Below are 24,816 nucleotides of genomic sequence, written 5' to 3' on the forward strand. Positions count from 1 at the left end.
TTTTATGCTTTTGGGAATTCTTTTGGCACTGATTGCGGGTTCGCTGGTTGGGATGCAGAATATATTTAACAGCAAAGTGAACGAGCATGCGAACTCCTGGGCAACAACAACATTGGTGCTGTTCCTTGGCTTTCTTGCTTCCCTGTCACTTGGATTTGTGTTTGAGGGCAGTAGAATCCTTGCTTTTCATCCGATGCAAACGTGGTATTGGTTCAGCGGCCTGATCGGTGTAGGGGTGGTAACGTGTGTGGTCCAGAGCATGAAGAGGCTTCGGCCAACTGTCGCCATTTCGATAGTTATGGCCTCTCAGCTGGGATTTGCTCTTCTGATGGATACGTACGGGTTTTTAGGTCTGAAACCTGTGCCTTTTACATTTAAACAGTTGATAGGTGTGCTGATCATCATTGGAGGAATCGTTTTATTTAAATCGAACAGCAGAGAAGAAAACCAGCAAAAGGAGATGGCCTCATGAAAACCTACAAATCGCTGTTATTTGATGCAGATGATACCCTTTTGGACTTTAAAGCAACAGAAAGAGCGGCATTGCGCATGCTGTTCGAACAAGAAAAGCTTCCTTTTTCGGATGAAATGGAAACTCATTACAGTGAGCTTAACAGAAGTTTATGGAAGGCCTATGAAGAAGGAAAAATCGAGCGGTCTGAACTTCTGAACACCCGCTTTGCGCTTTTTATGAAAGAGTACGGCCATGAAGCCGACGGCGTTTCCATGGAAAAAAGCTACCGTGCCTTCCTGGATGAAGGATTTCACCTTATAGACGGGGCGATTGAATTAATCACCGAGCTAAAGGATCACTTTCATGTTTACATCGTAACGAACGGTGTTTCGAAAACGCAGGATAAACGGCTGCGCGGATCAGGCTTGCACGGATTGTTCAAAGGGGTTTTTGTTTCGGAAGACACCGGGTATCAAAAGCCAATGAAGGAGTACTTTGATTATGTGTTTAAACGAGTTCCGGGACTATTACCCAAAGAAACCCTGATCATTGGGGATTCTCTGTATTCCGATATTAAAGGCGGCCAGCTGGCGGGTTTGGACACATGCTGGTTTAATCCTGAAGGCAAACCGAACGATTCGGGAATCGTGCCCACATATGAAATTAGAAAGTTGGACGAGTTGTATTCCATCTTGAAAAGGGAACAGGAAGAGAAACTTTAAATAAAGTTTCTTTTTTTGTACCAAATTTCTATAAATGAAACTTATCCTTGAGCGATTACGTAAGGATACTGTAAGGATGAAACCAGCCAAGGAGGAAGAGTATGCTTTTAAAAAGGATCGTTCTGCTTGCAGGATTACTTGCCCTTACTGGGTGTTCAGCCGTTACAGATACAGCCAACACGGTTAATTATGTAAAAGAAGCCAAAGAATTTGCAGGGGAAGTCTCCACCTTCAGCAGTGAGACGACAGATCTTGTCAAGCAGGCAGTGAATGATGAAAGTAAACAAAAAGAATTGGAAAGCAAGTTGAAACAGATGAAATCTGACGTTCAGGAATTTACCGGTTTGACACCTCCAGATAACCTGCAGGAGCTGCATGGACAGATGGAGTCTAAAGCCCAGTCACTGGAAGATGGGATTGATTTGTACGTGAAAAACATCAGAGAAGGAAAGCTGGATACTTCGTTTATCGAAGACCATCCCCTCATGAAACAGGTGAGCGACATCAACCAAATTTATCAGGACATCAAGAGTTTGGGAAATTAAATGAAAAAGGAAAAGCCTGCAGGCATCGTTAATGCTTGCAGGCTTATGTCGTTTCTTATTTCTTTTTATAAATATCATGTCCTCTGCGTTGGAGGGGAATGTCTTTCCCTTCGGCGTTTTCGATCAGGCCATCAATGGTTCCTTCCATATAATCATCACTAACTTGCTCATGGGTAAGGGCAAGGCCTTGATCGGTTTCCGATTGGCTGCTGTAATCGGATGGTTCATAGTTTTTTTCCGCAACTTCTTCGCTTTTGCTCTTTGGGTTCTTTTTTTGTTCCATTTACTAAACTTCCTTCCTTCGTAAACTATTGATAGTGTTTATTGGAAACCGGGGAATTATTCGAAAAACTGACTAAAAACAGGTGCATGCTTAGTTTTGCCTCTTGACGTTAAGGGAAACTGAAGAATGGAACCAAAAAAAACCATTCTAAAGGAGGACGAACAGTGTTTAGACATCAAAAAGAACTGCAATTTGAAGTAAAGGTTGAACGTCCAGATCCAATGCTGGCCAAAAGGGTCCAAGAGGTGCTTGGCGGACAATTCGGAGAAATGACCGTCATGATGCAATATCTCTTTCAAGGCTTTAACTGCAGAGGGAATGAGAAATACAAAGATATGCTGATGGATATCGGTACAGAGGAAATCGGACATGTCGAAATGCTCTGCGCTCTGATCAGCCAGCTGCTGGATGGAGCTGCACCTGAGGATCAGGCAGAAGCTGCAAAAGATCCGCAATTGGCTGCTATTATGGGTGGCGTTGATCCGCAGCATCTTCTTGTCAGCGGTCTTGGCGGAATGCCGACCAATTCAAATGGTGTTCCTTGGAGTGGGGCATATATTGTATCGAGCGGAAATTTACTTGCAGACATGCGGTCCAACCTGCATGCAGAAACGCAGGGCCGATTGCAGGTCGCCCGCCTTTACCATATGACAACCGATGAAGGTGTAAGAGCCACGTTCCGCAAAATGCTGGCACGTGACCGTTATCACCAGTATCAGTGGATGGCGGCGGTAGCTGAACTTGAGGAACAGAATGGTGTCGTTGTTCCGGCTTCATTCCCTCCTGAAGCGGAGATGGAAGCTCAGGAGCATGGCCTTGAATTCTGGAACTTATCCGACGGGCAAGAATCTTCTGAAGGCCTTTGGGCAACAGGCAGTGCACCGGATGGCACAGGCGATTTCAAATATTTAGAGAATCCTGAACCGCTTGGCAATATTCCAAGACCAGAAATACCTGCGACACAGGTTCACCATGACCTGGATCGTGACTACGTGAATAAAAAATAAAATTTTAAAAACCCACGTTACGCGAGTGGGTTTTTAAAATGGAGAGAAGGGCTTCCTTTCCATTTGAAGAATAATAAAATGGACCAACATTTGATAAGGAGCCCAACGATGAAACGAGTAGATGTGGTGTATGTTTTACTGTTTGATGAAATGAGCGAAACGATATTGATGGTTAAAAACTATGGCGATAAATCCTCTTATTACACGCTTCCTGGAGGAGCAGCAGAGGATGGGGAAACGCTGAAAGAAGCAGCGATTCGTGAGGTAAAAGAAGAAACAGGACTGGAAATTGACGTGCAAAACGCTTTTTGGGATTAGTGAGCAATTCTTTGAAGCAAGAGGACACCATGTGGTTTTCTTTGTGTTTACCGGGAAAATAACAGGGGGCAAAATTGAAATTCAGTTTCCTGACGAGATTGAAGAAGTAACATGGATGCCGGCAGAGATGGCTGAAACATTTATACCATTACCCCCGGGTGTGAAAGATCGCATAATGAAAAACACAACGGTTACTTATCTTCCGCCGGAGAAACTGGTTCACTGAACAGGACAATTTAAGAGCCGTCAGAAGATCGATTGCCATGCGATTGATCTGGCGGTCTTTTCTTATAGGTCAATCTGGCGCAACGGCCAAAATAAAACCTTTTGGGTTTTGGAGTAATGGAGTACAGGCTGAGTATTCGGCAGCTCAATGCCGGAACTTGCGGACACTACCGAGTTAACCTGAATTTCAGCCTCTGTCTGCTGAAGAGCCCATGGCTGATGATGGATATCAAGAAAATACAGTTTGTTGGTGTGCTCGGTATAAAAGCGATATCTCTCGGTCAGCCAATAGTCCAAAGACTCTTTGTTACTGTAAAAAGGGGCAGATACCGGCTTGTAGTGGGCAAGGAAATCTGCTTTTGTACCTTCGATTTCTTGCCGTCTGCTCAGGTAGTGAACACGTTCATCAGCGACCTCAATGTTCATTTTGGCGTAGCGGTACGGCAAATGAAAAAAGGAACGGGCACCTTTTACAGCCAAGTGGCTGCCGGCATCCAAACTAAAAAAGTAGATGCCAGATATTCCTTTGTATTTCACATATGTTCGCACATTCAGTTCGGGAAACGCATGTGCAAAGGGAAAAGGGGGCAGGTATCTTGGACGGAATTCATTAAGGTAAAAAGGGATTACGCCAATCCATGCGTGGTTGTCATATGTATCAATCTCCAGGCAGGAGGGGATTTTTTCACGAAGTACGGTAACGGGAACGGGCCAATGAGCGTATAGAAGATGATTCCATCTCTGAGTTCCGATCCATGGTCCTAGGGGAAGCGGGAATGCCCGGTGATCGGTTTGATTTAAGATGTGGTTGAAGTCCATGTCTCAAGCCTCCAATTTCGGGATATAGTAGGGTTATTCCCATTTAGCGATTTCAAAACACGTGTGAAAAATGGCCATTAATGAAAAGTTTCCTAAAGCCGGGTGAATTGGATAAAAAAGAAAAAGCCATCCCAAGTAGCGGGGAAGCTTTTTCAACCGTTTACGCACCAAAGATATCTTCCTGCTCAGAAGAAATTTGGTCTTTGGCTGCTTTATTCATCTTGCTTCTCATGACGATAAGCATGAGAAAGGCAACAATCATCATGATGCTTAAAAAGACGAGACCGCTAAAGGTGCTCCCGGTAGCATCCTTCAATGCACCAATGGCATAGGGTCCTAAAAACCCGCCTAGATTTCCGATCGAGTTAATAACAGCAATGCCTACTGCCGCCATCGCTGGAGTTAATAGTTTCGGAGGCAGAGCCCAGAAAGGTCCTTTAAAGCAATACATTGTTGTAAGAGAAGCCGTAATCAATACCATGGCGACTACTGGATTGGAAGTCATTCCTGCACCTACGAGTGATACTGCAGCGATAAGAAGAGGTCCCGCCGCATGGATATACCGTTCTTGCTTGCGGTCAGACCGATGGGACCAATAGTTCATTACCACTGATGCAACAATGTAAGGTACCGTGGATATTAAACCAATTTGTGTATTGCTTAATGAAGAAGAAAATCCCTTAATTATTTGCGGCATCCAATAAGCGATACCGAGTGTTCCCGTGATGTAAACGAAATAAATAATGGCAAGTGACCAAACTCGTGGATCGGCAAGTGCCTTTCTGCGAGCTTGTTTTTCTGATTCATTTTCCTCATGAGGTTCTTTGTTCTTCTGTAAATCATCAATCAGCCACTTTCTTTCTTGAGCAGTAAGCCATTTTGCATCCGCCGGCCGCTCAGTAAGGTAAAAGAAAGAAACCACTCCTAGAATAATAGCGGGTGCTCCTTCTAATACAAACATCCATCTCCACCCTGACATGCCAAACCATTGGACATGATCCATGATCCAGGTTGATAATGGCCCGCCAATAATGTAAGAAACAGGAATGGCAGTCATGAACATAGCAATGGTCTTTGCTAATTCCTTAGAGCGAAACCAGAAAGTCAGGTACAAAATAATTCCCGGAAAAAAACCGGCTTCTGCTACTCCAAGCAAAAAACGAATAAGATATAAATGCCATGCATCTTGGGCGAAGATTGTAGCCACTGAAATAATTCCCCATGTGATTAATATTCTTGCAATCCATACCTTTGCTCCAAAACGCTCCATTAATACATTACTCGGTACTTCAAAAAGGAAATATCCTATAAAAAAAATCCCCGAAGCAATTCCAAACATTTCACTGGTCAGTCCTAGTGCCTTATTCATCTCCAATGAAGCATATCCAATATTGGCACGATCTAGATACGAAACAATATACATCAGGAAAATAAAAGGGATGATGCGTCTGGATACCTTTTTCATGGTTTGCTTTTCTAAAGCAGACACATTTTGATTCACAAGTAACTCCTCCTTAGTTAGTACTTTCAAATTCAGAACCGGAAAATTTGTAATACAAATTTGTTGAAAAACCTTGAAAATTATGTATGTTTAGATTAGTATATAAGCTAAATAAAGCTTTGTAAACCCTTTCATGGGCTGTTTTATATTTTTGGAACCAAAAAAACATCATAGATTTGTATTACAAATAATTAACCAGGAGTCGACATGTCTAAAAAAGAAAAAATATCTCAGATTATCTCTCGGGAACTTCTGCAACTGATAGAGTCGGGACATTATTTGCCCGGTGACAAACTTCCAACTGAAATGGAACTATCTAAACAGTTTGGAGTAAGCCGTATTTCTGTCCGGGAGGCGCTTAGTGTATTGAGGGCATCAGGGCTTATTACCTCAAGGCAGGGCGGAGGAAGTTATATTGAAGAGAATACGCAGTCCCAAATCTTGCGCAGTATTCATATGAAAAGTGATGATGTGGAAAGCATTAGGCACTTATTTGAAATGAGAAAGATTTTGGAGCCGGAAGCGGCTTATTTAGCTGCTACAAGACGGACAACGGAACAGCTTTCTTCTATGAAGCATGTTTTGGATAAACTTGAATACGGGTCATTGAATGCGGAACAAAATCATTATACAAATGATATTGCGTTTCACCGGGCCGTCATTTTGGCAACTCATAATCCTGTTATGATTCATATGATGGAGAATTTAGCAGACTTATATGAAAGAACGCTAAAAGTTACGCTTGAACCGAATAAAGAACTCAAACAAAAAAGGGAATCCGTTTACCAAGAGCATTGCAGAATCTATGAAGCTATTGAGTTGGAAGAGCCAGAACTCGCAAAAGTTCAAAGTACCATCCATTTAAGAAATGCTGAGAAAAAATTAAGCCTATTCTTGCAAAATTATGAAATATGAAAGCATGAGGAGATAAGAAGATGAAGGTGATGACATCTGCACATGAACAAGAGCTCCAGGCCATCTTTGGCGAAAACAGAGTTTTGCTTGAAGAAAGTGACCGCCTGAGTTATTCGTTTGATGCATCGTTTGGCACGTATATGCCGGATGCCGTTGTACAGCCACGCTCAACGGAAGAAGTGGCTAAAGTAATGAAACTTGCCAATCGTGAGGGCATCCCTGTCTACCCTCGTGGCCAGTCGACCTCTTTAAGTGGCGGGCCACTGCCAGTGAATGGAGGAATTGTCCTCGACTGTTCTCAGTGGAACGATAAGCTTGAGATTCGACCCGATGATATGATCGCAGTGGTCTCGCCAGGTATATTAACAGCCAGAATTGATGAAGAAGCGGAAAAATGGGGGCTGATGTACCCGCCTGATCCAAGCAGTTCACATGTCTCCACTATTGGCGGTAACCTGGCGGAAAACTCAGGTGGTCCGAGAGGATTGAAATATGGAGTAACGAAAGATTATTGCATTGGCTTGGAAATTGTGACGCCTGAAGGCCACGTGATGAGGACGGGAGGACGAACCATCAAGAATGTGACCGGCTATGACCTTACGAAACTCATTATCGGCTCTGAAGGAACCCTTTGTGTGATAACAGAGGCTACGCTGAAACTTGTTCCAAGACCTCAGGCCACCAGGACGGCCATGATTATTTTCGATGATTTGGTAACATCGGGACAAGCCATCACAAAGGTGCTCACGTCCGGAATTCTGCCCTCCAAATTGGAACTGATGGATCAGGCATGCATCATGGCGGTGGAAGACTATAAGCCTTTAGGGCTTCCCGTAACGGCGGAAGCAATCGTGCTCATTGAGCTGGACGGGCATCCAAAGGCAATTGAGGAAGAAATCGAAAAGGTGGCTTCCATCTGCAAGGAGGCGGGGGCACACTCTGTCAATGTTGCGGGCAGCGGTGAGGAGGCTGCAAAGCTGTGGCAGGCGAGAAAGCTTGTCTCGCCGGCAATAGTAAGAAAGAAACCGACGAAAGTTTCGGAGGATGCGACGGTTCCAAGAAGTAAAATTCCCGCGATGTTTCAGCGGCTTAAAGAAATCAGGGACCGGTTTTGCGTTGATCTTGTCGTTTTTGGGCACGCAGGAGACGGCAATCTTCATCCGAACATCATCTGTGATAAAAGGGATATGGAAGAAATGGAACGCGTGGAGCAGGCCGTGGAGGAAATTTTTAAAGCAGCGATTGAAATGGGGGGCACGCTTTCAGGCGAGCATGGGATTGGAACAATGAAAGCTCCATTCATGGAAATGGAGGTTGGTTCCATTGGCCTTGATATGATGAAGCGTATGAAGGATGCATGGGATCCCAATCAGATCATGAACCCGGGCAAGATTTTTCCTGAACCGGGTAAAAAGCTGGTGTTGCGAGATGAGTAAATCTATGGATACGTTAAAAACCCAACTCCATTATGATAAGACCTTCGATTGTGTCCAGTGCGGCTATTGTCTGCCAGCATGCCCCACCTATGAGACGATGGGCAAAGAAACGCATTCACCAAGGGGCAGGATCAATTTAGTTAAAATGGTTGCTGAAGGAAAAAGCGGTGTGGAAACATTAAGGGAACCGATTGAAAAGTGTCTTGGATGCCGGGCATGCCAGACCGTTTGCCCGACAAATGTCAAATATGGCGAAATTCTTGAAGGAGCCAAATCAGTACTGGAGGATCAGGAAAAGAAAACAAAAAAACAGCAGGTAACAGAAGAATTTATATTTAACGGGCTCTTCACCTCAAGAAAATGGATGAATGCGATAGGAAATGCGACCTGGTTCTATCAAAAGACAGGACTGCAGGCAATTGCTCGCAAAACGGGAATGACCGCTATGGCGCCGCTTCATCTCGACAAGTTCGAAGCGGTGTTGCCTGAGGTGGGATCGCCAATTGAAAGAAGAAACTCGCCTCGCCATGTAAAGGCGAAAGGGAAAACCAAAATGAGAGTAGGCTTTGTCAGTGGCTGTGTTATGGATAGTATGTTTCATCAGACCAATAAAAACACAATTGAATTGCTTTCAAGAGCCGGAGCAGAAGTGGTGATTCCAAAAGCTCAGACATGCTGCGGTGCACTTCACGCACATACGGGCAAGCTTGATGCTGCACGCCGACTGGCCAAACAAAATATTGAAGTGTTTGAGAACGAAAATGTCGATTATATCGTAAATAATGCGGGCGGCTGCGGAGCTATGCTTTTTGAATATGGCCATTTACTAAAAGATGAGCCGGACTGGTATATGCGGGCTGAACGATTTTCTAAAAAGTCTCGGGATGTGACTGTCGTTTTGACGGAGCTTGATGGTCTGGAATTTCGTCATTCAATGAATGAGAGGGTGACCTACCAATCCTCGTGTCATATGACAAACGTTCAGAAAGTAACATCCGAGCCTTTGTTACTTTTAGAGGGAATACCAGGTATTACCTACAAAGAAATGGCCGGTTATGATCGCTGCTGCGGCTCTGCGGGGGTATATAACATTGTGAACTACGAGGATTCTATGGAGATTCTTGATGTAAAAATGGAAAAGACCAGAGGAACAAAAGCAGACACGATTGTGACGACAAATCCCGGATGTCTTTTGCAAATGAAACTTGGCATTAAAAGAGAGGGTCTTGAAAACGAGATGAGAGCCCTGCATCTGGTAGATTTGTTAATGGAAGCCGATCCCCAGCCAAAATAAAAGATCCCGGAGTTGATCTCCGGGATCTTTTATGGTTACTTCGATACTGGGAAAACCGCGCCTTTGTATTTTTTCTCGATAAACGTTTTAATCTCTTTGGAGTGAAGCACTTCAACCAGCGTTTTGATGGACTTCTTATCTTTGTCACCCTCGCGCACGGTGATGATGTTGGCAAAAGGTGAGTTTGATCCCTCAAGAGCAATGGCATCTTTTTTCGGATTAAGTCCGGCGTCGATCGCATAATTCGTGTTAATTACGACCGCATCACCTTCATTGTATTTATATGCTTTTGGAAGAAGAGCCGGTTCAATATCCGCTTTAAACCTGAGATGCTTCGGATTCTCGGTAATATCCTTCACTTGTGCGTTATAGCCAGCGCCCTTCTTTAATTTGATCAATCCTTCTTTTTCAAAGATGGAAAGGATCCGTCCATGTTCTGCTACTGAATTGCTCATGATGACCTTTGCGCCGTCCGGCAGGTCTTTCAGTGATTTGTATTTCTGTGAATACACTCCCATTGGTTCAATATGGATGGCACCTGCATTCTCAAACTTATACTTTGGATTTTCCTTCATTTGCTGTTCAAGGTATGGAATGTGCTGAAAATAATTGGCATCTATTTCTTTATTGGCCAAGGCTTTATTGGGCAGCACGTAGTCTTGGAATTTAACAATTTTAAGATCGATTCCTTTATCTTTGAGCAAAGGAACGGCTTCCTCCAATATTTCGGCATGAGGCACGTTTGATGCCCCGACGGTCAATTTCTCCAGTTTCTTATCTCCGCTGCCTGAACTTGTTGATCCGCATGCCGTCAAAACTCCCGCCATTAAAACGCCAAGCAGTAATAATCCCCATTTTTTAAACTTCATGATTTTTCAGCCCCCATTTCGATTTTGATAGCAATCCACTGTTATAGAGAGGGTAACAAAGAAAAGCCCCCAGTCTCAGGCAAGTGAGACTGGGGGCGACGAATTCATCCGTTGACCTCTCATCTCTCAGCTTACGCTGTCAGATTTAGCACCGTTTCCATGCTGGTCATTCAGCATGAAGGGTTGCCGGGCTTCATAGGGCTAATTCCCTCCGCCTGCTCTTAATAAGAGTGTATTCTTATCAAATTACTATGTATTATGTCAGGGATTCAAATCACTGTCAATGACTTTTTTCCTAGTTGCCGATTATCTATAAATTTAATTTTGGGTCATCTATTATTTGTAATTTGTTTTCTCTACGTTATGTGCTTAGAATGGAAAGTATGTTTTTCTTCTATTTTGCGGAAGGGGACCTTTAGATGAATCTCACAGAAGTGTTTAAAGCTTTATCCAATGAAACAAGAAGATGCATCCTGGAATGGTTCGTGAGCCACAACCGCATTTTAAGCCTGGTTAGCGTTATAATGGGTATGAAAAGGGAGGGATCAAGCATGAATTTGATTACGCCGATTCTTCACCAACTGGAGGTGGCCAATCATACTATTCTAAATCTTATAGACTCGATGGAAGCGAGTGATTTGGATATCTCTTTAGGAGAAAATAAACGAAATGTAAAAGATTTGTTAACTCACATAAGCCTGATTTATAAAGCAGACATTTTAATCATGAATGAGGCTGGACAGAAGGAGATGGAGAAGTTTTATTCGGAGCATAATCCCCAAACACCAAGTGAGATCAAGGAATTGTTCATTTCACACTTTGACTATTTGAAGGACAGCATTCGCTGTTTTCGGGAGGAAGACTGGTTAAAGGTGACGACTTCCTGGTGGGGTGTTTCATATTCCCGTTATGAATGGATGCTCGAAATTTTGGCACATACATATCATCATAGAGCCCAGCTTCACACGGCCCTGAGCATAAATGGCAAGGATTTTGCTATGCTGCTTTTTGAGTAACCGCTGTTTGATCAGCGGTTCTTTTTTTATGTAAACTCGTTTCTTCCGGTTTTTATAATTTGTTAAATTTTTCTTCATATGGCCTCAACAATCATTGTTTAAGGTGAAGTAGAAACATAATTCAAATGGGAGGGGTTAAATGGAAAATCAACGACTGGATCGAAGAACATTTTTGACGTATTTAGGCACAGGGGCCACCGCGCTCGCTGCTGCGTCCACAGGTTTGGGTGTTTTGACCGAAACAGCGAATGCACAGAGCAACAACTTGCTTGGTACAAAGCCGCGCAAGCATGGATATGAATTTCAGCCGATTAAACCTTCGACCAAAGATGATCTCGTGCTCCCCAAGGGCTATAAGTATGACGTAGTAGCTTCCTATGGAGATATAATCAACAAGAAAGGGGATACATTCGGTTTTAACAATGATTTTACGCTTTATTTTCCCATTGAAAATTCCGTGAACCATGGACTATTGTGGGTCAATCATGAATATACGAACCCGTTATATGTAGAAGGAGAAAAAATAAACGGTACATACAGTGCAGCTCAAGTTGAGAAACTTTTATACAACCAGGGAGGCTCCATCATTGAAGTGGTTCGTGACAAGAGAACGAGATCCTGGAAAATGGTGAAAGACTCCGAACAGGCGAGAAGGATTACAGGATTGACTCCTTTTGCGTTAACTGGACCAGCCAAGGGAAGCAAGGCGGTGAATGGGGCAAGCATGGCTCAAGGCACCTTTGCCAATTGTTCAGGGGGACGTACGCTGTGGAGCACGGTTCTTTCGTGTGAGGAAAACTATGAGACTACTTCGGCAGATGCCAAGCTTGACCCCACACATTACGGCTGGGTAATTGAAGTGGATCCTTTCAATCCTGACTTTCAAGTGCGCAAGCATACGGCTCTAGGTCGATTTAATCATGAAAATGCCTCCATGGGAATTTCACAGGATGGCAGGGTTGTGGTTTACATGGGCGATGACAAAAAGGATGCCTGCGTTTACAAGTTTGTGAGTGATGGCAGGTTCAAGGAAAGTCTTGGCAATAAAAACTCCAGGTTGCTGGAGGAAGGGACGCTGTATGCTGCAGATCTGAAAAACGGAAAATGGCTGCCTCTTGCGCTTGAGGACGTGCGAAAAGCTGCCAGAGGGAAGAGTGAGCTGCTGGAAAAATTCCAAACGCAGGGGGATGTTCTGACCAACTGTCACGAAGCTGCGATTTTGCTTGGCGCTACGCCGACCGACCGTCCGGAAGATGTGGAGATTTCTCCCCTCGATCAAACCATTTTTATCGCCCATACCAATAATGACAAACACGGGAATATTCATGGCCACATTACCCGGTTTTTTGAAAAAGACAACGACCATGGGGCAACAGAATTTGAATTTGAGATTTTTGCGGCTGGCGGAAGACAAAGCGGATTCAGTGCGCCTGATAACTTGACGTTTGACAGCAATGCCAACCTTTGGACCGTAACCGATATTTCATCGGACAAACTGAACTCTGCGGCATGGACGAGTTTTAAAAACAATGGAATGTTTATGATTCCAACGGTTGGACGCAATCAGGGCGTAGCTTTTCAGTTTGCATCTGCCCCGGTACAGGCAGAATTAACCGGCCCATGCTTTACTCCGGATGAACGTACGCTGTTTCTGTCGGTACAACATCCCGGTGAAGAAACAAAAGACAAATTGAACCCGACCAGCACATGGCCGCAGGTGCGTGGCGGCAATATGCCGCGGCCTTCTGTGGTCGCCATTACAGGATTTAAATTCTAAGGAGGGCTTTCTATGTTCCAAAATATCGGTATCCCTGGTTTAATTATTCTTCTGGTTATTGCGTTAATCATTTTTGGACCTGCTAAACTGCCAGAAATCGGACGGGCGTTTGGAAGCACGCTGCGAGAGTTTAAAAACTCTGCCAAGGATTTAATGAACAATGATGAAAAGGAAGAAAAAGCAGAGCAAAAATAATAGAGAGGGGGATGGCGTAAACCAGTCATCTCCTTTCTCTTATGTGACGAGGTGAAATTCATGAGAGATGCAGAAATGCTTCTTATTGATCATCTAGGTGAACTGCGAAAGCGGCTGATTATTACACTGCTTACGTTTGCCGTATTTTTCATTGTTTCGTTTCTCTATGTTCAGGACATCTATCACTGGCTGATCCGTGATCTAGATGCCAAGCTGGCGGTTTTGGGGCCAAGTGATATTCTTTGGGTCTATTTTATGATATCGGGGGTCATATCCATTGCACTGACGATTCCGGTGGCCGCCCATCAGACATGGCGGTTCGTCAGACCGGCGTTATCCAGGAAAGAATCCAAAATCGCACTCTCGTATATCCCGGCCCTTTTTCTTTTATTTATTGCCGGGCTCTCCTTCGGATACTTTGTGGTTTACCCGATGGTGCTGGATTTTTTAATGAAGCTGTCTGACGGTCAGTTCCAAACGTTTTTTACATCGGAAAAGTACTTTAAATTCATGATCAACCTTACTTTGCCGTTTGGCTTTTTATTTGAAATTCCGCTCGTTGTCATGTTTCTTACATCGATTGGACTGGTGAATCCAAAGCTCCTGTCCAAGGCAAGGAAGATCGCTTACTTTGGTCTTGTCGTGGTGGCTGTTCTCATCACACCACCTGATTTTATGTCGGATTTTTTGGTAACGATCCCGCTGTTGATTCTATATGAATTCAGCATTACGCTTTCTAAAATCGTATACAGGAAGAAACAGAAAGAACAGGAAGGCAACGTGATAGAATTAAAAAAACCTTCATAAACAGCAGGTTTGACCCAGAACCACCAGGTTGTTTAGACTTCCTGGTGGTTTTTTTATTACCATTTGTTCGATTACTTTGAAGGATATGTTAATAAATCACCGACTTAAGTCCTGAACCTTGATGAAAGATTTTACGTTTTTTATTTGGAAACGCTACCTGTTTGTAAGAAAAGAGCCTGGAAGGAAAATAGTCCTGCGATTATTGTCCTTTTTTGTTTTTTTGTCGTTTCATGCAGGTTTACACATCTTAACAGCAGATTCATATTCACGTTTTATACTGACTTTCGTACGCTACTTTTCATTAAGAGAGGGGAATTGTTATGGCAGACGAAAGGAACATGGAGGATTTGATCAAAAAATTGACTGAGGAACATGAAAACAAAAAATTTGACCGCCGCAGCTTTCTTAGAGGAACCGGTAAAATTGCAGGTTTGTCTCTTGGGGCAGTTCTTGCACAGTCTATCGGTGGATTTGAAGTAAATGCCGCTCCAATGTTCGAAAGCTATCCCTTTACACTCGGTGTAGCATCAGGCGACCCGCTTTCCGATGGTGTGGTGCTCTGGACACGCCTTGCGCCAGATCCCTTGAATGGCGGAGGAATGAAAGGCCAGGCGGTACCGGTACGATGGGAGATTGCAAAAGACGAGCGTTTCAGAAATATTGTGCAGAAAGGAACGGAACTGGCCAGACCTGACCTTGGGCACTCTGTTCATGTTGAAGTGAGCGGGCTGAAGCCGAACCATATCTATTATTACCGGTTTAAGAGCGGCTATGAACTTAGCCCTGTCGGCCGCACGAAGACTTTGCCGGCTCCCGGATCCTCTGTAAAAGAACTTAAATTTGCGTTCGCTTCCTGCCAGCAATATGAACATGGGTTTTATACCGCCTATAAACATATGGCAGAAGAGGATCTTGACCTGGTATTCCACCTTGGGGACTATATTTACGAATATGGTCCAAATGAATATGTAGCGGCAACAGGAAATGTTCGAACCCATAGCAGTGCTGAAATCATGACTTTGAACGATTACCGCAACCGTCATGCCCAATACCGTTCGGACGCCAACTTGAAAGCCGCTCATGCTGCATTCCCTTGGGTAGTGACCTGGGATGATCATGAAGTAGAAAACAACTATGCCAATAATATTCCTGAAAAAGGCCAATCTCCGGAAGCCTTCATCATTCGCCGGGCTGCAGCGTACCAGGCCTATTACGAGCACATGCCACTTCGGAAGTCCTCTTTACCAAACGGTCCGGACATGCAGCTTTACCGCCATTTTGATTATGGTAACCTGGCTTCCTTTAATGTGCTTGATACACGACAGTTCCGATCAGACCAAGCAAACGGCGACGGCAACAAACCGCCTTCCCAGGAATCGATGGATCCAGGCCGTACATTGATGGGGAATAAACAGGAGCAGTGGCTGTTTAATAATTTGAGCTCCTCCAAAGCATACTGGAATGTGATGGCTCAGCAAATCTTTTTTGCTCAGTGGAACTTCGGAACGAAAGCTGCGCCGGTTTACAGCATGGATTCCTGGGACGGATATCCTGCCCAGCGCCAGCGTGTCCTGGATTTCGTGAAGTCCAGGAACTTGAACAATCTGATTGTGTTGACCGGAGATGTTCATGCCAGCTGGGCAAACAATCTGCTTACAAATTTTGATGATCCAAAATCCAAGGTGTTTGGTGTTGAGTTTGTGGGAACGTCCATTACATCAGGCGGCAACGGGGCAGACAAGCGTCAGGATACCAATCATATTTTAGAACAAAATCCGCACATTAAATTCTTTAATGATTACAGAGGGTATGTCCGCTGCCGAGTAACGCCTGCACAATGGCAGGCTGATTACCGTGTGGTCCCTTATGTGACAGAGCCAGGCGCTGCTGTTTCTACAAGAGCTTCCTTCGTTTATCAAAAAGATCAAATGGGCTTGAAAAAGGTAGCTTCGGCAATGGTTGCCCAGGGTGTGAAAATGTCAGATCAGGTTGAGGAAGATCGCTTTACCGCTCACACGCATGCGCACAATAAGCAAATTCAGCAAAAAAGAGAAAAGGTCGAGCAGTAATCGCACGAAAAGCACAAACGCCACCCCGGTGTTTGTGCTTTTTTGAATCTATTATTCGAAATATATTGAATAAACAATTCTGTTTATATAGAATAGTAATCAACGAGAGGAGCTGTTGAACATGAACTATTTTTTAGCTTCCCAGCCGGCGGAGACTGTGAATGTAACGGTAGAATCGTCACAGGTTTGGGAGGTCCTTCTTGGCATCTCAGGTTATACACACGCACAACTCAGACATACCTTTGGGCTCGATGAACAATGGAAAACATGGAAGAACACCATGAGTCTGGAGCTTCTTCAGGCACTAAAAGAGATAGAGGAAACTAATTTATGGTACGGCATGCTGCTGCTTCAAAATCATTGGGGTGCCAAGTTCATTCAGGATTTTTTAAATGCAATGGATCAGGAATCACACCAAACTTTATATGAAGTTCTGCTTCCTTATCATAGCCAGAAAACAGAGGCCAATCGTAAAGACACGGTGTTAAACTATTCCGATAAAATACGATTTGTTCAATATGCAAAATCTTTTCAAGGTCACGACTACCTCGAGGGCTATGTCAGGTTGCTCGGGGAGCGGGCCATTGAAGATATCCTTTCCTTAATGAAAACGGTGACGAAGGAATGGCATGATTTTATCCGCATCCAGCTGGTATGGGATAAATGGATGCAGGCCCTTAGGTTTGAGGAAAAAGAAAACCAGAGATTGAACCGGGATCAGCCGGTGAATGAAATTCAGCGGGTCACCGGGGGAGCTGAGTATGTACCTGAGCCATCCGTATGGCATGTGAAGCTGGTGCCTCATGTCTCCTACCGCCCATGGGTTCTTTCGCTGCGCACTGTGGATACAAAGCTTTTATTCTACCCGGTGAACGAAGAATATTTAACCGAACCCGGCCAGCCTTCTTCCGTACTTATCAGCGGACATAAAGCACTGGGGGATGAACTGCGTTTACAGCTGTTGCACACTCTTATGAAAGGGCAGCAATCTCTTCAGGAATTGAGCGGTCAGTTTCAAATTTCCAAAACCACGCTTCATCATCAGCTTTCCATCTTGAAGTCATCAGGATTTATTTCTGCTGAAAAAGGTGTTTACCGTGCCAACACCGATACCATCCAACAATTTTCCGGCAAACTGAATGAGTACTTGGGTTTGAAGGAATGAAAAAGTTTTCCCGCTCTTTTCATGCGCTATGGACAGGAGAGATGATCTCGGAATTTGGAGGGGCTGCAGGCGGAATCATTAATGGTCTCCTGTTGTTCGAATTGACGGGGTCAAAAGAATGGATGGGAGCACTGTGGCTCGTATATTTTATTCCTTCTCTTGTGCTGCAGGGGATCAGTGCTCCCTACTTGAACCAGGTCAATAAGGAAAGGGCATTGAAAATTATTCAGCTGATCCGGATGGGAGGCTACCTGCTTCCCTTGGCGGGCTGGCTTTTTCAATCCCATACTGGCATGATCTGTGGACTGGTGATCCTTCAGTGCTGCCTCGGGTTGCTGCAGCCGGTGTATGCCAGTCTGTCATTTTCCATTTTGCCCGAGCTGTGCGAAGAAAGAGAGCTCGCGGAAGCCAACGGTTTGCTTGATGGAACCATGAAAATCATGAGTTTTCTTGCGCCAGGAGCTGTTTCGTTGTTATTGCTTGTATTTCCCCTTCCTGTGCTCTATGCGTTTTCCTCTGCCTTGTTTTTTCTCAGCTTTGTCGCTTTGTATGCGATACAAACACATTCAGTAACAAAGACAGCAATCTGGACGAAAAAGTTTTGGTGGTCTGAAATGCAGGCAGGTTACCGTTCATTTTTCCAGCAGCCCCAATTGCTAAAGCTGACCTTGCTGTCATCTAGTGTGCAGTTTGCGGTGGGAGCTTCACTTGTGCTCAGCGTTCCTTTTATTCGTGGAGAACTGGGAGGAGAACGATGGGAGTATGCCGTATTTTCCGGGGCTTTTCCAGTTGGCTATACGATTGGAAGTCTTTTTCTGTCCAGGCTGCCTAAGAACCCCGTTGTCATGTATTCAGGATTGGCAGGAGGAGGGCTCTCTTTTTTACTTCTGTATATTGTGGATCACATATGGCTTGCCTGGGGATGCGAGCTCTTCGGCGGTTTTGTTATTCCTCTCTTTAATGCCCAAAGTTCAGCTCTGTTCCAGCAGGAAGCGAAGCGTGAACGACTTGCCCAGCTGAGTGCTGTACGCTTGCTGATGATGCGTGCCGCGATGCCTCTTGGTATATTATTTGCTTCTTCCGGATATTTGCACTTTACCACACGCCAGAGTTTTGCGGCGGCCGGAACGGTTATTTTAGTTCCGGGCCTCTATTTTCTTTTAACTTCAATTAGGGCAGGACAAGAGATGGCAAAAAGGAAAACAGGCTGAAAAACAGCCTGTTTCCTCTATTGCTCGAGCTGGTTGCGTCCCACGTACTTTCCATAGTCAGGGATTGCAATCCGGTCAAACTCCCGGGCCAATTTCGAAAGGTTTTCGTCCAGCCATTCCCCGGAGACCGGCCGTCCATGTCCTGTTACGGCGGTATGGGGTTTAAGAGAGTGCAGTTTTTTTACCGATTTCCAGGCTTCCATCCAGTCGGGGGTAAAGTAGCGCGGCGGGCCGCTGATTTCGAGATGCTGGGTGATTACACTGTACAGATCTTCCTGCTTGACCGTAATAAAGGCATCTCCCGCAATCAATGCCCGGTCAGCTTCACGGAAAAGAGAGATATGGCCTTCTGTGTGACCTGGCGTGTGCACCCAGCGCCATTCCGGAAGTTCGGGAACAGAGCCATCTTCTGGCAGGGCATGAACCTGTTTATCAAGATTGATCGCTTCATTGGGAAATAAAAAAGACATTCTTGCTACCATGCCGCCTTCTACTGAAGGGTCCGGTTTAGGATAATCCTTTTTTCCTGTAACATACGGCAGTTCAAGTGAATGTGCATAAACCGGGACGTTCCAACGGTTCAACAAACCGATGATTCCTCCAATATGGTCGAAGTGGGCGTGTGTGAGGATAATGGCCTTTGGAACGGTCTCCTTGCCAAAACGCACTTCCGCTTCTGCGATAATCTTTTCTGCACAATCGGGCATGCCGGCATCCACCAGCACCCAGCCATTTTTATTTTTCTGATCTTCAACAAAACACAAATTCACGATTTGATTGGTGTAACAGTAAAGGCCTGGTGCCACTTCTTTTCCTTCCCCGGATGTAACCGAGCTTACGGGTATGTATTTATTGGTAGAAGCGCTTCCTTCCAAATGATCCATGATCAATACCTCCGTATCCATTATTTTCTATACGTCATTATCGTCTTCCAAACGGTATAATTTATGCAGATGCACAGGGTCCAAAAAGCATCAAAGTGGAAAGAAAACACGATTAAGTGCTACCTTTGAATAGGAAAGCATTTAAAGACAGGAGGCGAATACATGAATAAATTAAATGGGCGTATTCTTGTGATGACTTCTGTACAACAGGAAAAAGAAGCCATAGAGCGAGGGTGTCAGGACAACAGGGTGGATGTGGTCTTAGCTGGAGTCGGACCTGTCGCAGCAGCGATCAGTACCATGAAGGCATTGCATGCCAATACATATGATCTGGTAATCAATGCGGGTATTGCGGGCGGATTTCCGGATCGCGCAGAGGTGGGTTCCCTCGTCATTGCCGAGGAAATTGTCTGTGCCGATTTAGGTGCCGAATCCCCGGAAGGATTTCTTAGTTTAGATGAACTGGGATTCGGCTCATCAACACGAATTCCGACTGAGAGCAGCCTGGTGCTCGCATTGTCTTCCGCCTTGGCAGATACGGGTTTGCCTGTACATACTGCTCCAATTCTCACGCTTTCTACAGTAACCGGCACGCAAGTTACGGCTGACCGGCTGGCGGAGTTTGAACCCCATGCTGCTGCTGAAGCAATGGAAGGCTATGGTGTCGCATTGGCTGCCAGAGAAAATAATTTGCCTGTACTGGAAATTAGGGCGATTTCCAATGCAGTGGGCCCTCGTGACCGCGGAGCATGGAAACTGAAAGAAGCCCTCGAGGCATTAACATCAGCAAGTAAAGTTATGATGGAGGTACTTTAAATTGAGTAAAATGAATATTGCTTTTTCACCGTGTCCAAATGATACGTTTGTCTTTCATGCCTTGGTGCATGGCCTGGTGCCGGGATCACCTGAATTTGATGTCACCTATGCGGACATTGACATCACGAATGGATTGGCCGCTCGCCAGGAGGGACCTGAAATTTTAAAAATCTCTTATGCTGCCCTCCCTTGGGTACTGGACCATTATGATCTGATACCATGTGGCGGGGCGCTGGGACGCGGCTGCGGTCCGCTTGTTCTCGTAAAGGAAGAGGGACAGGTAAGCCCCGAAATGCTTGCGGGAAAAAAGGTAGCTGTTCCAAGTGAACGTTCAACTGCCTATTTGCTGTTCCGTTTATGGGCGGCGCAAAATGTACCTGGTGGGATCGGTGAGATCGTGATTATGCCGTTTGATCAGATTATGCCGGCGGTAAAGGCGGGAGATATCGATGCGGGCCTTGTTATCCATGAAGCACGTTTTACGTATCAAAATTACGGACTGAACCTGCTGGCAGATATGGGGAACTGGTGGGAGGAAGACACCGGATTGCCGATTCCGCTTGGGGCCATCATCGCTAAGAAATCCATGGACATTGAATCCATTACAAACTGGATTCGTTCATCTGTCGCCTATGCGTGGGAATTTCCGGAGGCATCAAGAGAGTACGTCATGCAGCATGCAAGTGAACTTTCCCCCGATGTTGCTCAGCAGCACATCAACTTGTATGTAAATGAATTTACGGCTGACCTCGGGAAAGCAGGATACGAAGCGGTTGTTTCACTTCTGACCCGGGCGGCAAAGGAAGGGCTCGTACCGGATCGGGATTATGCGGGTCTTCTTTATACATCCGTAAAATAAGAAGTCATGAAGGAGGAATAGTGATGAGTGCTTTACAACTTGATTTTAAAAAAACAGCGTTGGTGATCATTGATTTACAGAAAGGCATCGTCCAGATGCCTGGGGGGAAAGAGGTTGTTGAAAAAACAATTCCCCTTGTAAAATTGTTCCGAGAGAATGAAGGATTCATCTCTTTTGTCAATGTGGCTTTTCACGATGGAAAAGACGCGTTGCAGCCTGTAACCGATGAACCTGCTCCTTCTGGTAAACGGCCGGCAGACTGGGCCGAATTTGTTCCTGAACTTGGTGTTCAGCCGGAAGACTACACTGTTACTAAACGGCAGTGGGGTGCTTTCTTTGGCACTGATCTGGACCTTCAATTGAGGCGCCGGGGCATTGATACGATTGTACTTTGCGGTATCGCGACCAATATTGGCGTGGAGAGCACGGCAAGAGAAGCCTTCCAATTGGGATACAACCAGATTTTTGTCACGGATGCGATGACAACATTCAGCCAGGAAGCACATGACGCTTCTTGTTCCTTTATCTTTCCAAGAATTGGAAAGGTACGAACTCTCGAACAATTTCTTTCAGACGTCCGTTGATAAATAATCGTTCAAAACGGTTATTTTACATTCATACTACCTTTGTATTGATTGTCTAATATGCAGCGGTGAAATAAGTAAAAGGGAGTTCCGAAACCGGCACTTCCTTTTTAAAATTGATAATCCCCTTATATTCCATTTCAACATCCACTTTTGGATGGATGGAAAGTGTTCTATAGTCCTTTTCCCCCTAAGACCCGAAAGGTTGATTCGGTTAGCAATAGTATGAAGCACCAAGTGGAAAATGATTATACAGATTATGAAACAGTTAAAGGCACCCCTGTCAGGGTGCCTTTCCTTTCATTTGATGTTCCATCGCTTTTTCAAAATAAGCAAGGTAAGCTCTGTCCATCCAAAGCTATAAGCCAAGGAAAACAAAAAGAGGCCTGGTAGCAGAATACTGTTTCGAGAATAAGGGAAGTCAGCGCCGAAAAGAGGAAAGGACAATCCATAAAGCATTATACACATGCCAAAAAATAGAAAGATACAGCCTGAGAGAGCAATGAAAAGGCGCCGTTTCAGTTTGTTAAACCCCAAGCCCAGGCCAATACCCAGCATGCCGGTTGTAAATGTGAATATTAATACTTCTGCGGGCTGGATGATGACGAGAAGAATAATCGTTAATGTGTAGGTATAGAGTCCATATAAAAGGGATATTAAAGTCATTACAATGACCGGCAGCGTGGAAAAAGGGCTGATACACATGCCTGCGACAGGGATGGTTCCTCCTGCAGATTGCAGGAGGGCAGCAATGGCGGAGACCAGGGAAACAAAAACGATCCAGGACGTAGCAGGAAAGTGCATACGAATGTCAGTCGCTTTCTCCTGTAACGATACAATTGGTTTATTAAATAAATTCATTGGATCCTCCAAATATACTTTTATCCGTGACTATACCAATATAGTCTTAATCTTCGGGAGAAGACCTAAAAAAGACACCTCGTTTAACGAAGTGTCTTTTGATTTACATATTATGTTTAATTGGAGAAAAATGTTGATTTCGTTTTGCCATGGAAATAAGCGCCGCAGCGAGGGCAATAATAATGAAACAGCCGCCGACGGTTGCATTGGATTCAACAGAGGACTGTTCAATGACAAAGCCGCCAATGGCAGATCCAAATGCAATCCCAAAGTGCAGGGCAGTGTTATTCAGGCTTTGCTGAATATCCGATGTTTCGGCTGTAGAGGATTCAATAAGATAACTTTGCATGGCCGGTGTGATGGCCCAGCTCAGCATGCTCCAAATCACCATAACACCCAAAAAGAGGGGCAGTGAAAACGTCGTATAGGGGATGACGAACATGGTCAGGCCAAAAACGATAATAAAACCAATGATGGATTTCCGAGTGCCGATTCGGTCCGCAAGGGTTCCGCCAACGCCGCCTCCGGCTACTGCCGCACAGCCGAAAATGAGGTAGACGATGCTCACCCAGTTACCGTTCAGGCCCAGAACTGTTTTTAAAAACGGTGTTAAATATCCATACAGCGTTAAATGTCCGGCCAAAAAGAGAAACGAAGTTAATTGAGCGAACAGCAGCCTGCGGTTTTTTAGCGTTCTTAATTGTTTTATAAGGGAAACGGCTGGCTTTGAAAACATGGAATCCATAAAGAAATAAACACCTGCCATGGAGAAGAGCGTTAATCCTGCAATCAGGATGAAAGGAGCTCTCCATCCAAAGGCATTCCCAAGCATAAGTCCGATCGGAACGCCGAGAACAAGGGAAGCGCTGATTCCCATGAATACCACACCGATAGCTCTGGCCCGATAGTCTTCAGAGACGATCGATGAGGCGATAGTAATACATAAAACGACCAGCAGCGATCCGCTTGCCGCCGAAACAATACGGGCGATCAACAACATACTGTAGGAAGGGCTGAAGACCGCAATAGCATTCCCAATAAAAAAAATCAGGAGAGAGATCAGCGTCAGTTTCTTTCTCTCAACCTTTGACGTCATCATCAACAGTACAGGTGAAGCGACGGCAAATACAAGGGAAAAAACCGTAATCAGAAAGCCGGCTTTCCCGATGCTGACCTGTAAATCCTGTGCAACCAAATCTAAAATCCCGCCTATGATCAGTTCGACCATCCCTACAACAAAGGAAACGATCGTCAATAAGTAAACACGTTTATTCATAGTACTCACCCTTTATAAAAAGTTACCACTGTAATAGTAACATTATTTATAAGAAAAACAAGACAAAAATGCTGGTGTGTAGAAAATGGAAGGCACTATGGTATGATGAGCTTACGAAATTGAGGCAAGGAGCTACGAACATGCTGCAGCAATTTGGATTTACACAATATGAAAGCCAGGTGTATCAATCGCTGGTCACCTCTGAACAGCCCCTTGATGCCACCGGAGTCGTCAAGGGTTCCGGTGTTCCCCGCGCAAAGGTGTATGAGGTGCTCCACCGTCTGGCGGAAAAGGGTATGATTTTGGAGTCAACGGTTGAAAAAAAACGCCTTTATTCTGCATTGCCGGTTGAGTCTGCCATTGAAAAACTTAAAGCAGATTTTGAGGCGAATGTTCAGCAGCTAAGAGAGGCCAAGAGGAAACAAACCATTACAGACGACAGGGTCTGGACGCTGAAGGATAATCAATCGATACAATCGTTGATGAAAGGCTTGTTGGAGAAAGCTGAACAGTCTGTCATTCTTTCCGGCTGGTCCGACGATCTGAGTTCTTATTTGCCGCTCTTGGAGAATAAGTATAACGATGGTATCGATGTGAAAATCCACGTGATCGGAGAGCTTTTCACAGTCATTCCCGACGTCTCCACGTTATTGCCCGATACCCAGCATGGAACGCTTGAACGAAGCCGGATCCTTATTATTGATCAGCGGGAAATGCTCTTTGCGGGCATCGAAGATACCGTATGGCAGGCGATTCGCACGCAATCCAAGCCGCTTGTGAAGTTTTTTACAGAGTTCTTCTATCATGATGTGGCATTAACAGAAATCACGAGAAAGTATAAAGATATTGTGATGGAAGATAAAGCTGTACGGGAAGTGCTGTTGAATTTGAGGTATTAGAAGCAACAT

General features: G+C 44.8%; 25 protein-coding genes, 1 pseudogene and 1 riboswitch. Of the genes and pseudogenes, 19 read left to right on the top strand and 7 right to left on the bottom strand.

Annotated features, from left to right (window positions below; all coding sequences use genetic code 11):
* Nucleotides 1-4: 4 nt before the first annotated feature.
* The 3 genes from BLT53_RS02130 (at nucleotide 5) to BLT53_RS02140 (ending at nucleotide 1,721) form a co-directional block, all read left to right on the top strand.
* A complete protein-coding gene (locus tag BLT53_RS02130; protein WP_090232422.1) occupies nucleotides 5-472 on the top strand; it encodes a DMT family transporter in 468 nt (155 codons plus the stop codon).
* Nucleotides 469-1,176: a YjjG family noncanonical pyrimidine nucleotidase gene (locus BLT53_RS02135; RefSeq protein WP_090232423.1), complete on the top strand. Its 708-nt coding sequence runs from the start codon at nucleotides 469-471 to the stop codon at nucleotides 1,174-1,176. The genes BLT53_RS02130 and BLT53_RS02135 overlap by 4 nt, the downstream gene beginning before the upstream one ends.
* Nucleotides 1,177-1,277: 101 nt before the next feature.
* Nucleotides 1,278-1,721 (top strand): DUF6376 family protein, encoded by a 444-nt coding sequence (locus tag BLT53_RS02140; RefSeq protein WP_090232425.1) that lies wholly within the window; start codon nucleotides 1,278-1,280, stop codon nucleotides 1,719-1,721.
* A 55-nt stretch (nucleotides 1,722-1,776) separates the two neighbouring features.
* Here BLT53_RS02140 and BLT53_RS02145 read toward each other — a convergent pair whose 3' ends face one another.
* Nucleotides 1,777-2,004 (bottom strand): YozQ family protein, encoded by a 228-nt coding sequence (locus BLT53_RS02145; protein ID WP_090232426.1) that lies wholly within the window; start codon nucleotides 2,002-2,004, stop codon nucleotides 1,777-1,779.
* 164 nt (nucleotides 2,005-2,168) lie between these two features.
* Here BLT53_RS02145 and BLT53_RS02150 point away from each other — a divergent pair, with 164 nt between their 5' ends.
* Together BLT53_RS02150 and BLT53_RS25690 are read left to right on the top strand one after the other, a co-directional pair.
* Entirely contained in the window at nucleotides 2,169-3,011 is an 843-nt protein-coding gene (locus tag BLT53_RS02150) for a manganese catalase (protein WP_090232428.1), read from the top strand.
* A 108-nt stretch (nucleotides 3,012-3,119) separates the two neighbouring features.
* Nucleotides 3,120-3,555 (top strand): annotated as a pseudogene (locus tag BLT53_RS25690) (NUDIX hydrolase).
* A gap of 62 nt (nucleotides 3,556-3,617) precedes the next feature.
* On the opposite strand, the gene BLT53_RS02160 reads toward BLT53_RS25690, so the two are convergent.
* Entirely contained in the window at nucleotides 3,618-4,373 is a 756-nt protein-coding gene (locus BLT53_RS02160; protein ID WP_090232429.1) for a YqjF family protein, read from the bottom strand.
* 160 nt (nucleotides 4,374-4,533) lie between these two features.
* On the bottom strand, nucleotides 4,534-5,874 hold the full coding sequence (locus BLT53_RS02165) for an MFS transporter (RefSeq protein ID WP_090232431.1): 1,341 nt from the start codon (nucleotides 5,872-5,874) through the stop codon (nucleotides 4,534-4,536).
* A gap of 207 nt (nucleotides 5,875-6,081) precedes the next feature.
* Here BLT53_RS02165 and BLT53_RS02170 point away from each other — a divergent pair, with 207 nt between their 5' ends.
* The 3 genes from BLT53_RS02170 to BLT53_RS02180 are packed head-to-tail and all read left to right on the top strand — an operon-like array spanning nucleotide 6,082 to nucleotide 9,519.
* The gene (locus tag BLT53_RS02170; protein ID WP_090232433.1) at nucleotides 6,082-6,789 is read left to right on the top strand and encodes a FadR/GntR family transcriptional regulator; all 708 of its coding nucleotides are present in this window, start codon (nucleotides 6,082-6,084) and stop codon (nucleotides 6,787-6,789) included.
* A 29-nt stretch (nucleotides 6,790-6,818) separates the two neighbouring features.
* Complete coding sequence (locus tag BLT53_RS02175) at nucleotides 6,819-8,225, top strand: FAD-binding oxidoreductase (protein WP_090236645.1); 1,407 nt, start codon at nucleotides 6,819-6,821, stop codon at nucleotides 8,223-8,225.
* On the top strand, nucleotides 8,218-9,519 hold the full coding sequence (locus BLT53_RS02180) for a (Fe-S)-binding protein (protein WP_090232434.1): 1,302 nt from the start codon (nucleotides 8,218-8,220) through the stop codon (nucleotides 9,517-9,519). Before BLT53_RS02175 ends, BLT53_RS02180 begins: the two co-directional genes overlap by 8 nt.
* A gap of 35 nt (nucleotides 9,520-9,554) precedes the next feature.
* On the opposite strand, the gene BLT53_RS02185 is transcribed toward BLT53_RS02180, so the two are convergent.
* The gene (locus BLT53_RS02185; RefSeq protein WP_090232436.1) at nucleotides 9,555-10,388 is read right to left on the bottom strand and encodes a MetQ/NlpA family ABC transporter substrate-binding protein; all 834 of its coding nucleotides are present in this window, start codon (nucleotides 10,386-10,388) and stop codon (nucleotides 9,555-9,557) included.
* A 116-nt stretch (nucleotides 10,389-10,504) separates the two neighbouring features.
* Nucleotides 10,505-10,619: riboswitch (SAM riboswitch) on the bottom strand.
* 320 nt (nucleotides 10,620-10,939) lie between these two features.
* On the opposite strand from BLT53_RS02185, the gene BLT53_RS02190 reads away from it, so the two are divergent.
* The 7 genes from BLT53_RS02190 (at nucleotide 10,940) to BLT53_RS02220 (ending at nucleotide 18,628) form a co-directional block, all read left to right on the top strand.
* Entirely contained in the window at nucleotides 10,940-11,404 is a 465-nt protein-coding gene (locus BLT53_RS02190; protein ID WP_170834199.1) for a DinB family protein, read from the top strand.
* 139 nt (nucleotides 11,405-11,543) lie between these two features.
* Complete coding sequence (locus BLT53_RS02195) at nucleotides 11,544-13,181, top strand: PhoX family protein (protein WP_090232439.1); 1,638 nt, start codon at nucleotides 11,544-11,546, stop codon at nucleotides 13,179-13,181.
* Between the two features lie 12 nt (nucleotides 13,182-13,193).
* Entirely contained in the window at nucleotides 13,194-13,376 is a 183-nt protein-coding gene (locus BLT53_RS02200; RefSeq protein WP_090232441.1) for a twin-arginine translocase TatA/TatE family subunit, read from the top strand.
* Between the two features lie 60 nt (nucleotides 13,377-13,436).
* Nucleotides 13,437-14,183, top strand: coding sequence for a twin-arginine translocase subunit TatC (gene tatC / locus BLT53_RS02205; RefSeq protein ID WP_090232442.1), 747 nt, complete (start codon nucleotides 13,437-13,439; stop codon nucleotides 14,181-14,183).
* A gap of 320 nt (nucleotides 14,184-14,503) precedes the next feature.
* Nucleotides 14,504-16,252: an alkaline phosphatase D family protein gene (locus tag BLT53_RS02210; RefSeq protein ID WP_090232444.1), complete on the top strand. Its 1,749-nt coding sequence runs from the start codon at nucleotides 14,504-14,506 to the stop codon at nucleotides 16,250-16,252.
* 121 nt (nucleotides 16,253-16,373) lie between these two features.
* Nucleotides 16,374-17,417 carry an ArsR/SmtB family transcription factor gene (locus BLT53_RS02215; RefSeq protein ID WP_090232446.1) on the top strand — a complete coding sequence of 348 codons (1,044 nt, stop codon included), beginning with the start codon at nucleotides 16,374-16,376 and terminating at the stop codon, nucleotides 17,415-17,417.
* Nucleotides 17,414-18,628, top strand: a complete 1,215-nt coding sequence (locus tag BLT53_RS02220; RefSeq protein WP_090232447.1) for an MFS transporter — start codon at nucleotides 17,414-17,416, stop codon at nucleotides 18,626-18,628. The genes BLT53_RS02215 and BLT53_RS02220 overlap by 4 nt, the downstream gene beginning before the upstream one ends.
* A gap of 17 nt (nucleotides 18,629-18,645) precedes the next feature.
* Here BLT53_RS02220 and BLT53_RS02225 read toward each other — a convergent pair whose 3' ends face one another.
* Nucleotides 18,646-19,512 (bottom strand): MBL fold metallo-hydrolase, encoded by an 867-nt coding sequence (locus BLT53_RS02225; protein WP_170834200.1) that lies wholly within the window; start codon nucleotides 19,510-19,512, stop codon nucleotides 18,646-18,648.
* Nucleotides 19,513-19,674: 162 nt separating this feature from the next.
* Here BLT53_RS02225 and BLT53_RS02230 point away from each other — a divergent pair, with 162 nt between their 5' ends.
* Genes BLT53_RS02230 through BLT53_RS02240 form a run of 3 tightly spaced genes read left to right on the top strand, consistent with a single transcriptional unit; the run spans nucleotide 19,675 to nucleotide 21,771 of the window.
* The gene (locus tag BLT53_RS02230; protein WP_090232452.1) at nucleotides 19,675-20,328 is read left to right on the top strand and encodes a futalosine hydrolase; all 654 of its coding nucleotides are present in this window, start codon (nucleotides 19,675-19,677) and stop codon (nucleotides 20,326-20,328) included.
* A gap of 10 nt (nucleotides 20,329-20,338) precedes the next feature.
* Nucleotides 20,339-21,187 (top strand): 1,4-dihydroxy-6-naphtoate synthase, encoded by an 849-nt coding sequence (locus tag BLT53_RS02235; protein ID WP_090236646.1) that lies wholly within the window; start codon nucleotides 20,339-20,341, stop codon nucleotides 21,185-21,187.
* A gap of 20 nt (nucleotides 21,188-21,207) precedes the next feature.
* Complete coding sequence (locus BLT53_RS02240; protein ID WP_090232453.1) at nucleotides 21,208-21,771, top strand: isochorismatase family protein; 564 nt, start codon at nucleotides 21,208-21,210, stop codon at nucleotides 21,769-21,771.
* A gap of 300 nt (nucleotides 21,772-22,071) precedes the next feature.
* Here BLT53_RS02240 and BLT53_RS02245 read toward each other — a convergent pair whose 3' ends face one another.
* Both BLT53_RS02245 and BLT53_RS02250 read right to left on the bottom strand, forming a co-directional pair.
* Nucleotides 22,072-22,632: a hypothetical protein gene (locus BLT53_RS02245; RefSeq protein WP_090232454.1), complete on the bottom strand. Its 561-nt coding sequence runs from the start codon at nucleotides 22,630-22,632 to the stop codon at nucleotides 22,072-22,074.
* 103 nt (nucleotides 22,633-22,735) lie between these two features.
* Entirely contained in the window at nucleotides 22,736-23,908 is a 1,173-nt protein-coding gene (locus BLT53_RS02250; protein ID WP_090232455.1) for an MFS transporter, read from the bottom strand.
* Between the two features lie 140 nt (nucleotides 23,909-24,048).
* Here BLT53_RS02250 and BLT53_RS02255 point away from each other — a divergent pair, with 140 nt between their 5' ends.
* Nucleotides 24,049-24,807 (top strand): TrmB family transcriptional regulator, encoded by a 759-nt coding sequence (locus BLT53_RS02255; protein WP_090232456.1) that lies wholly within the window; start codon nucleotides 24,049-24,051, stop codon nucleotides 24,805-24,807.
* Nucleotides 24,808-24,816 lie beyond the last annotated feature (9 nt).

Source organism: Fictibacillus solisalsi, assembly GCF_900103485.1.
GTDB classification, from domain to species: domain Bacteria; phylum Bacillota; class Bacilli; order Bacillales; family Fictibacillaceae; genus Fictibacillus_C; species Fictibacillus_C solisalsi.

Excerpts from the sequence above, each read along its gene's own strand:
- BLT53_RS02130 (WP_090232422.1), top strand. The coding sequence starts at position 5 with ATGCTTTTGGGAATTCTTTTGGCACTGATTGCGGGTTCGCTGGTTGGG.
- BLT53_RS02135 (WP_090232423.1), top strand. The coding sequence starts at position 469 with ATGAAAACCTACAAATCGCTGTTATTTGATGCAGATGATACCCTTTTG.
- BLT53_RS02140 (WP_090232425.1), top strand. The coding sequence starts at position 1,278 with ATGCTTTTAAAAAGGATCGTTCTGCTTGCAGGATTACTTGCCCTTACT.
- BLT53_RS02145 (WP_090232426.1), bottom strand. The coding sequence starts at position 2,004 with ATGGAACAAAAAAAGAACCCAAAGAGCAAAAGCGAAGAAGTTGCGGAA.
- BLT53_RS02160 (WP_090232429.1), bottom strand. The coding sequence starts at position 4,373 with ATGGACTTCAACCACATCTTAAATCAAACCGATCACCGGGCATTCCCG.
- BLT53_RS02170 (WP_090232433.1), top strand. The coding sequence starts at position 6,082 with ATGTCTAAAAAAGAAAAAATATCTCAGATTATCTCTCGGGAACTTCTG.
- BLT53_RS02175 (WP_090236645.1), top strand. The coding sequence starts at position 6,819 with ATGACATCTGCACATGAACAAGAGCTCCAGGCCATCTTTGGCGAAAAC.
- BLT53_RS02180 (WP_090232434.1), top strand. The coding sequence starts at position 8,218 with ATGAGTAAATCTATGGATACGTTAAAAACCCAACTCCATTATGATAAG.
- BLT53_RS02185 (WP_090232436.1), bottom strand. The coding sequence starts at position 10,388 with ATGAAGTTTAAAAAATGGGGATTATTACTGCTTGGCGTTTTAATGGCG.
- BLT53_RS02190 (WP_170834199.1), top strand. The coding sequence starts at position 10,940 with ATGAATTTGATTACGCCGATTCTTCACCAACTGGAGGTGGCCAATCAT.
- BLT53_RS02195 (WP_090232439.1), top strand. The coding sequence starts at position 11,544 with ATGGAAAATCAACGACTGGATCGAAGAACATTTTTGACGTATTTAGGC.
- BLT53_RS02200 (WP_090232441.1), top strand. The coding sequence starts at position 13,194 with ATGTTCCAAAATATCGGTATCCCTGGTTTAATTATTCTTCTGGTTATT.
- tatC (WP_090232442.1), top strand. The coding sequence starts at position 13,437 with ATGAGAGATGCAGAAATGCTTCTTATTGATCATCTAGGTGAACTGCGA.
- BLT53_RS02210 (WP_090232444.1), top strand. The coding sequence starts at position 14,504 with ATGGCAGACGAAAGGAACATGGAGGATTTGATCAAAAAATTGACTGAG.
- BLT53_RS02215 (WP_090232446.1), top strand. The coding sequence starts at position 16,374 with ATGAACTATTTTTTAGCTTCCCAGCCGGCGGAGACTGTGAATGTAACG.
- BLT53_RS02220 (WP_090232447.1), top strand. The coding sequence starts at position 17,414 with ATGAAAAAGTTTTCCCGCTCTTTTCATGCGCTATGGACAGGAGAGATG.
- BLT53_RS02225 (WP_170834200.1), bottom strand. The coding sequence starts at position 19,512 with ATGGATCATTTGGAAGGAAGCGCTTCTACCAATAAATACATACCCGTA.
- BLT53_RS02230 (WP_090232452.1), top strand. The coding sequence starts at position 19,675 with ATGAATAAATTAAATGGGCGTATTCTTGTGATGACTTCTGTACAACAG.
- BLT53_RS02235 (WP_090236646.1), top strand. The coding sequence starts at position 20,339 with ATGAATATTGCTTTTTCACCGTGTCCAAATGATACGTTTGTCTTTCAT.
- BLT53_RS02245 (WP_090232454.1), bottom strand. The coding sequence starts at position 22,632 with ATGAATTTATTTAATAAACCAATTGTATCGTTACAGGAGAAAGCGACT.
- BLT53_RS02250 (WP_090232455.1), bottom strand. The coding sequence starts at position 23,908 with ATGAATAAACGTGTTTACTTATTGACGATCGTTTCCTTTGTTGTAGGG.
- BLT53_RS02255 (WP_090232456.1), top strand. The coding sequence starts at position 24,049 with ATGCTGCAGCAATTTGGATTTACACAATATGAAAGCCAGGTGTATCAA.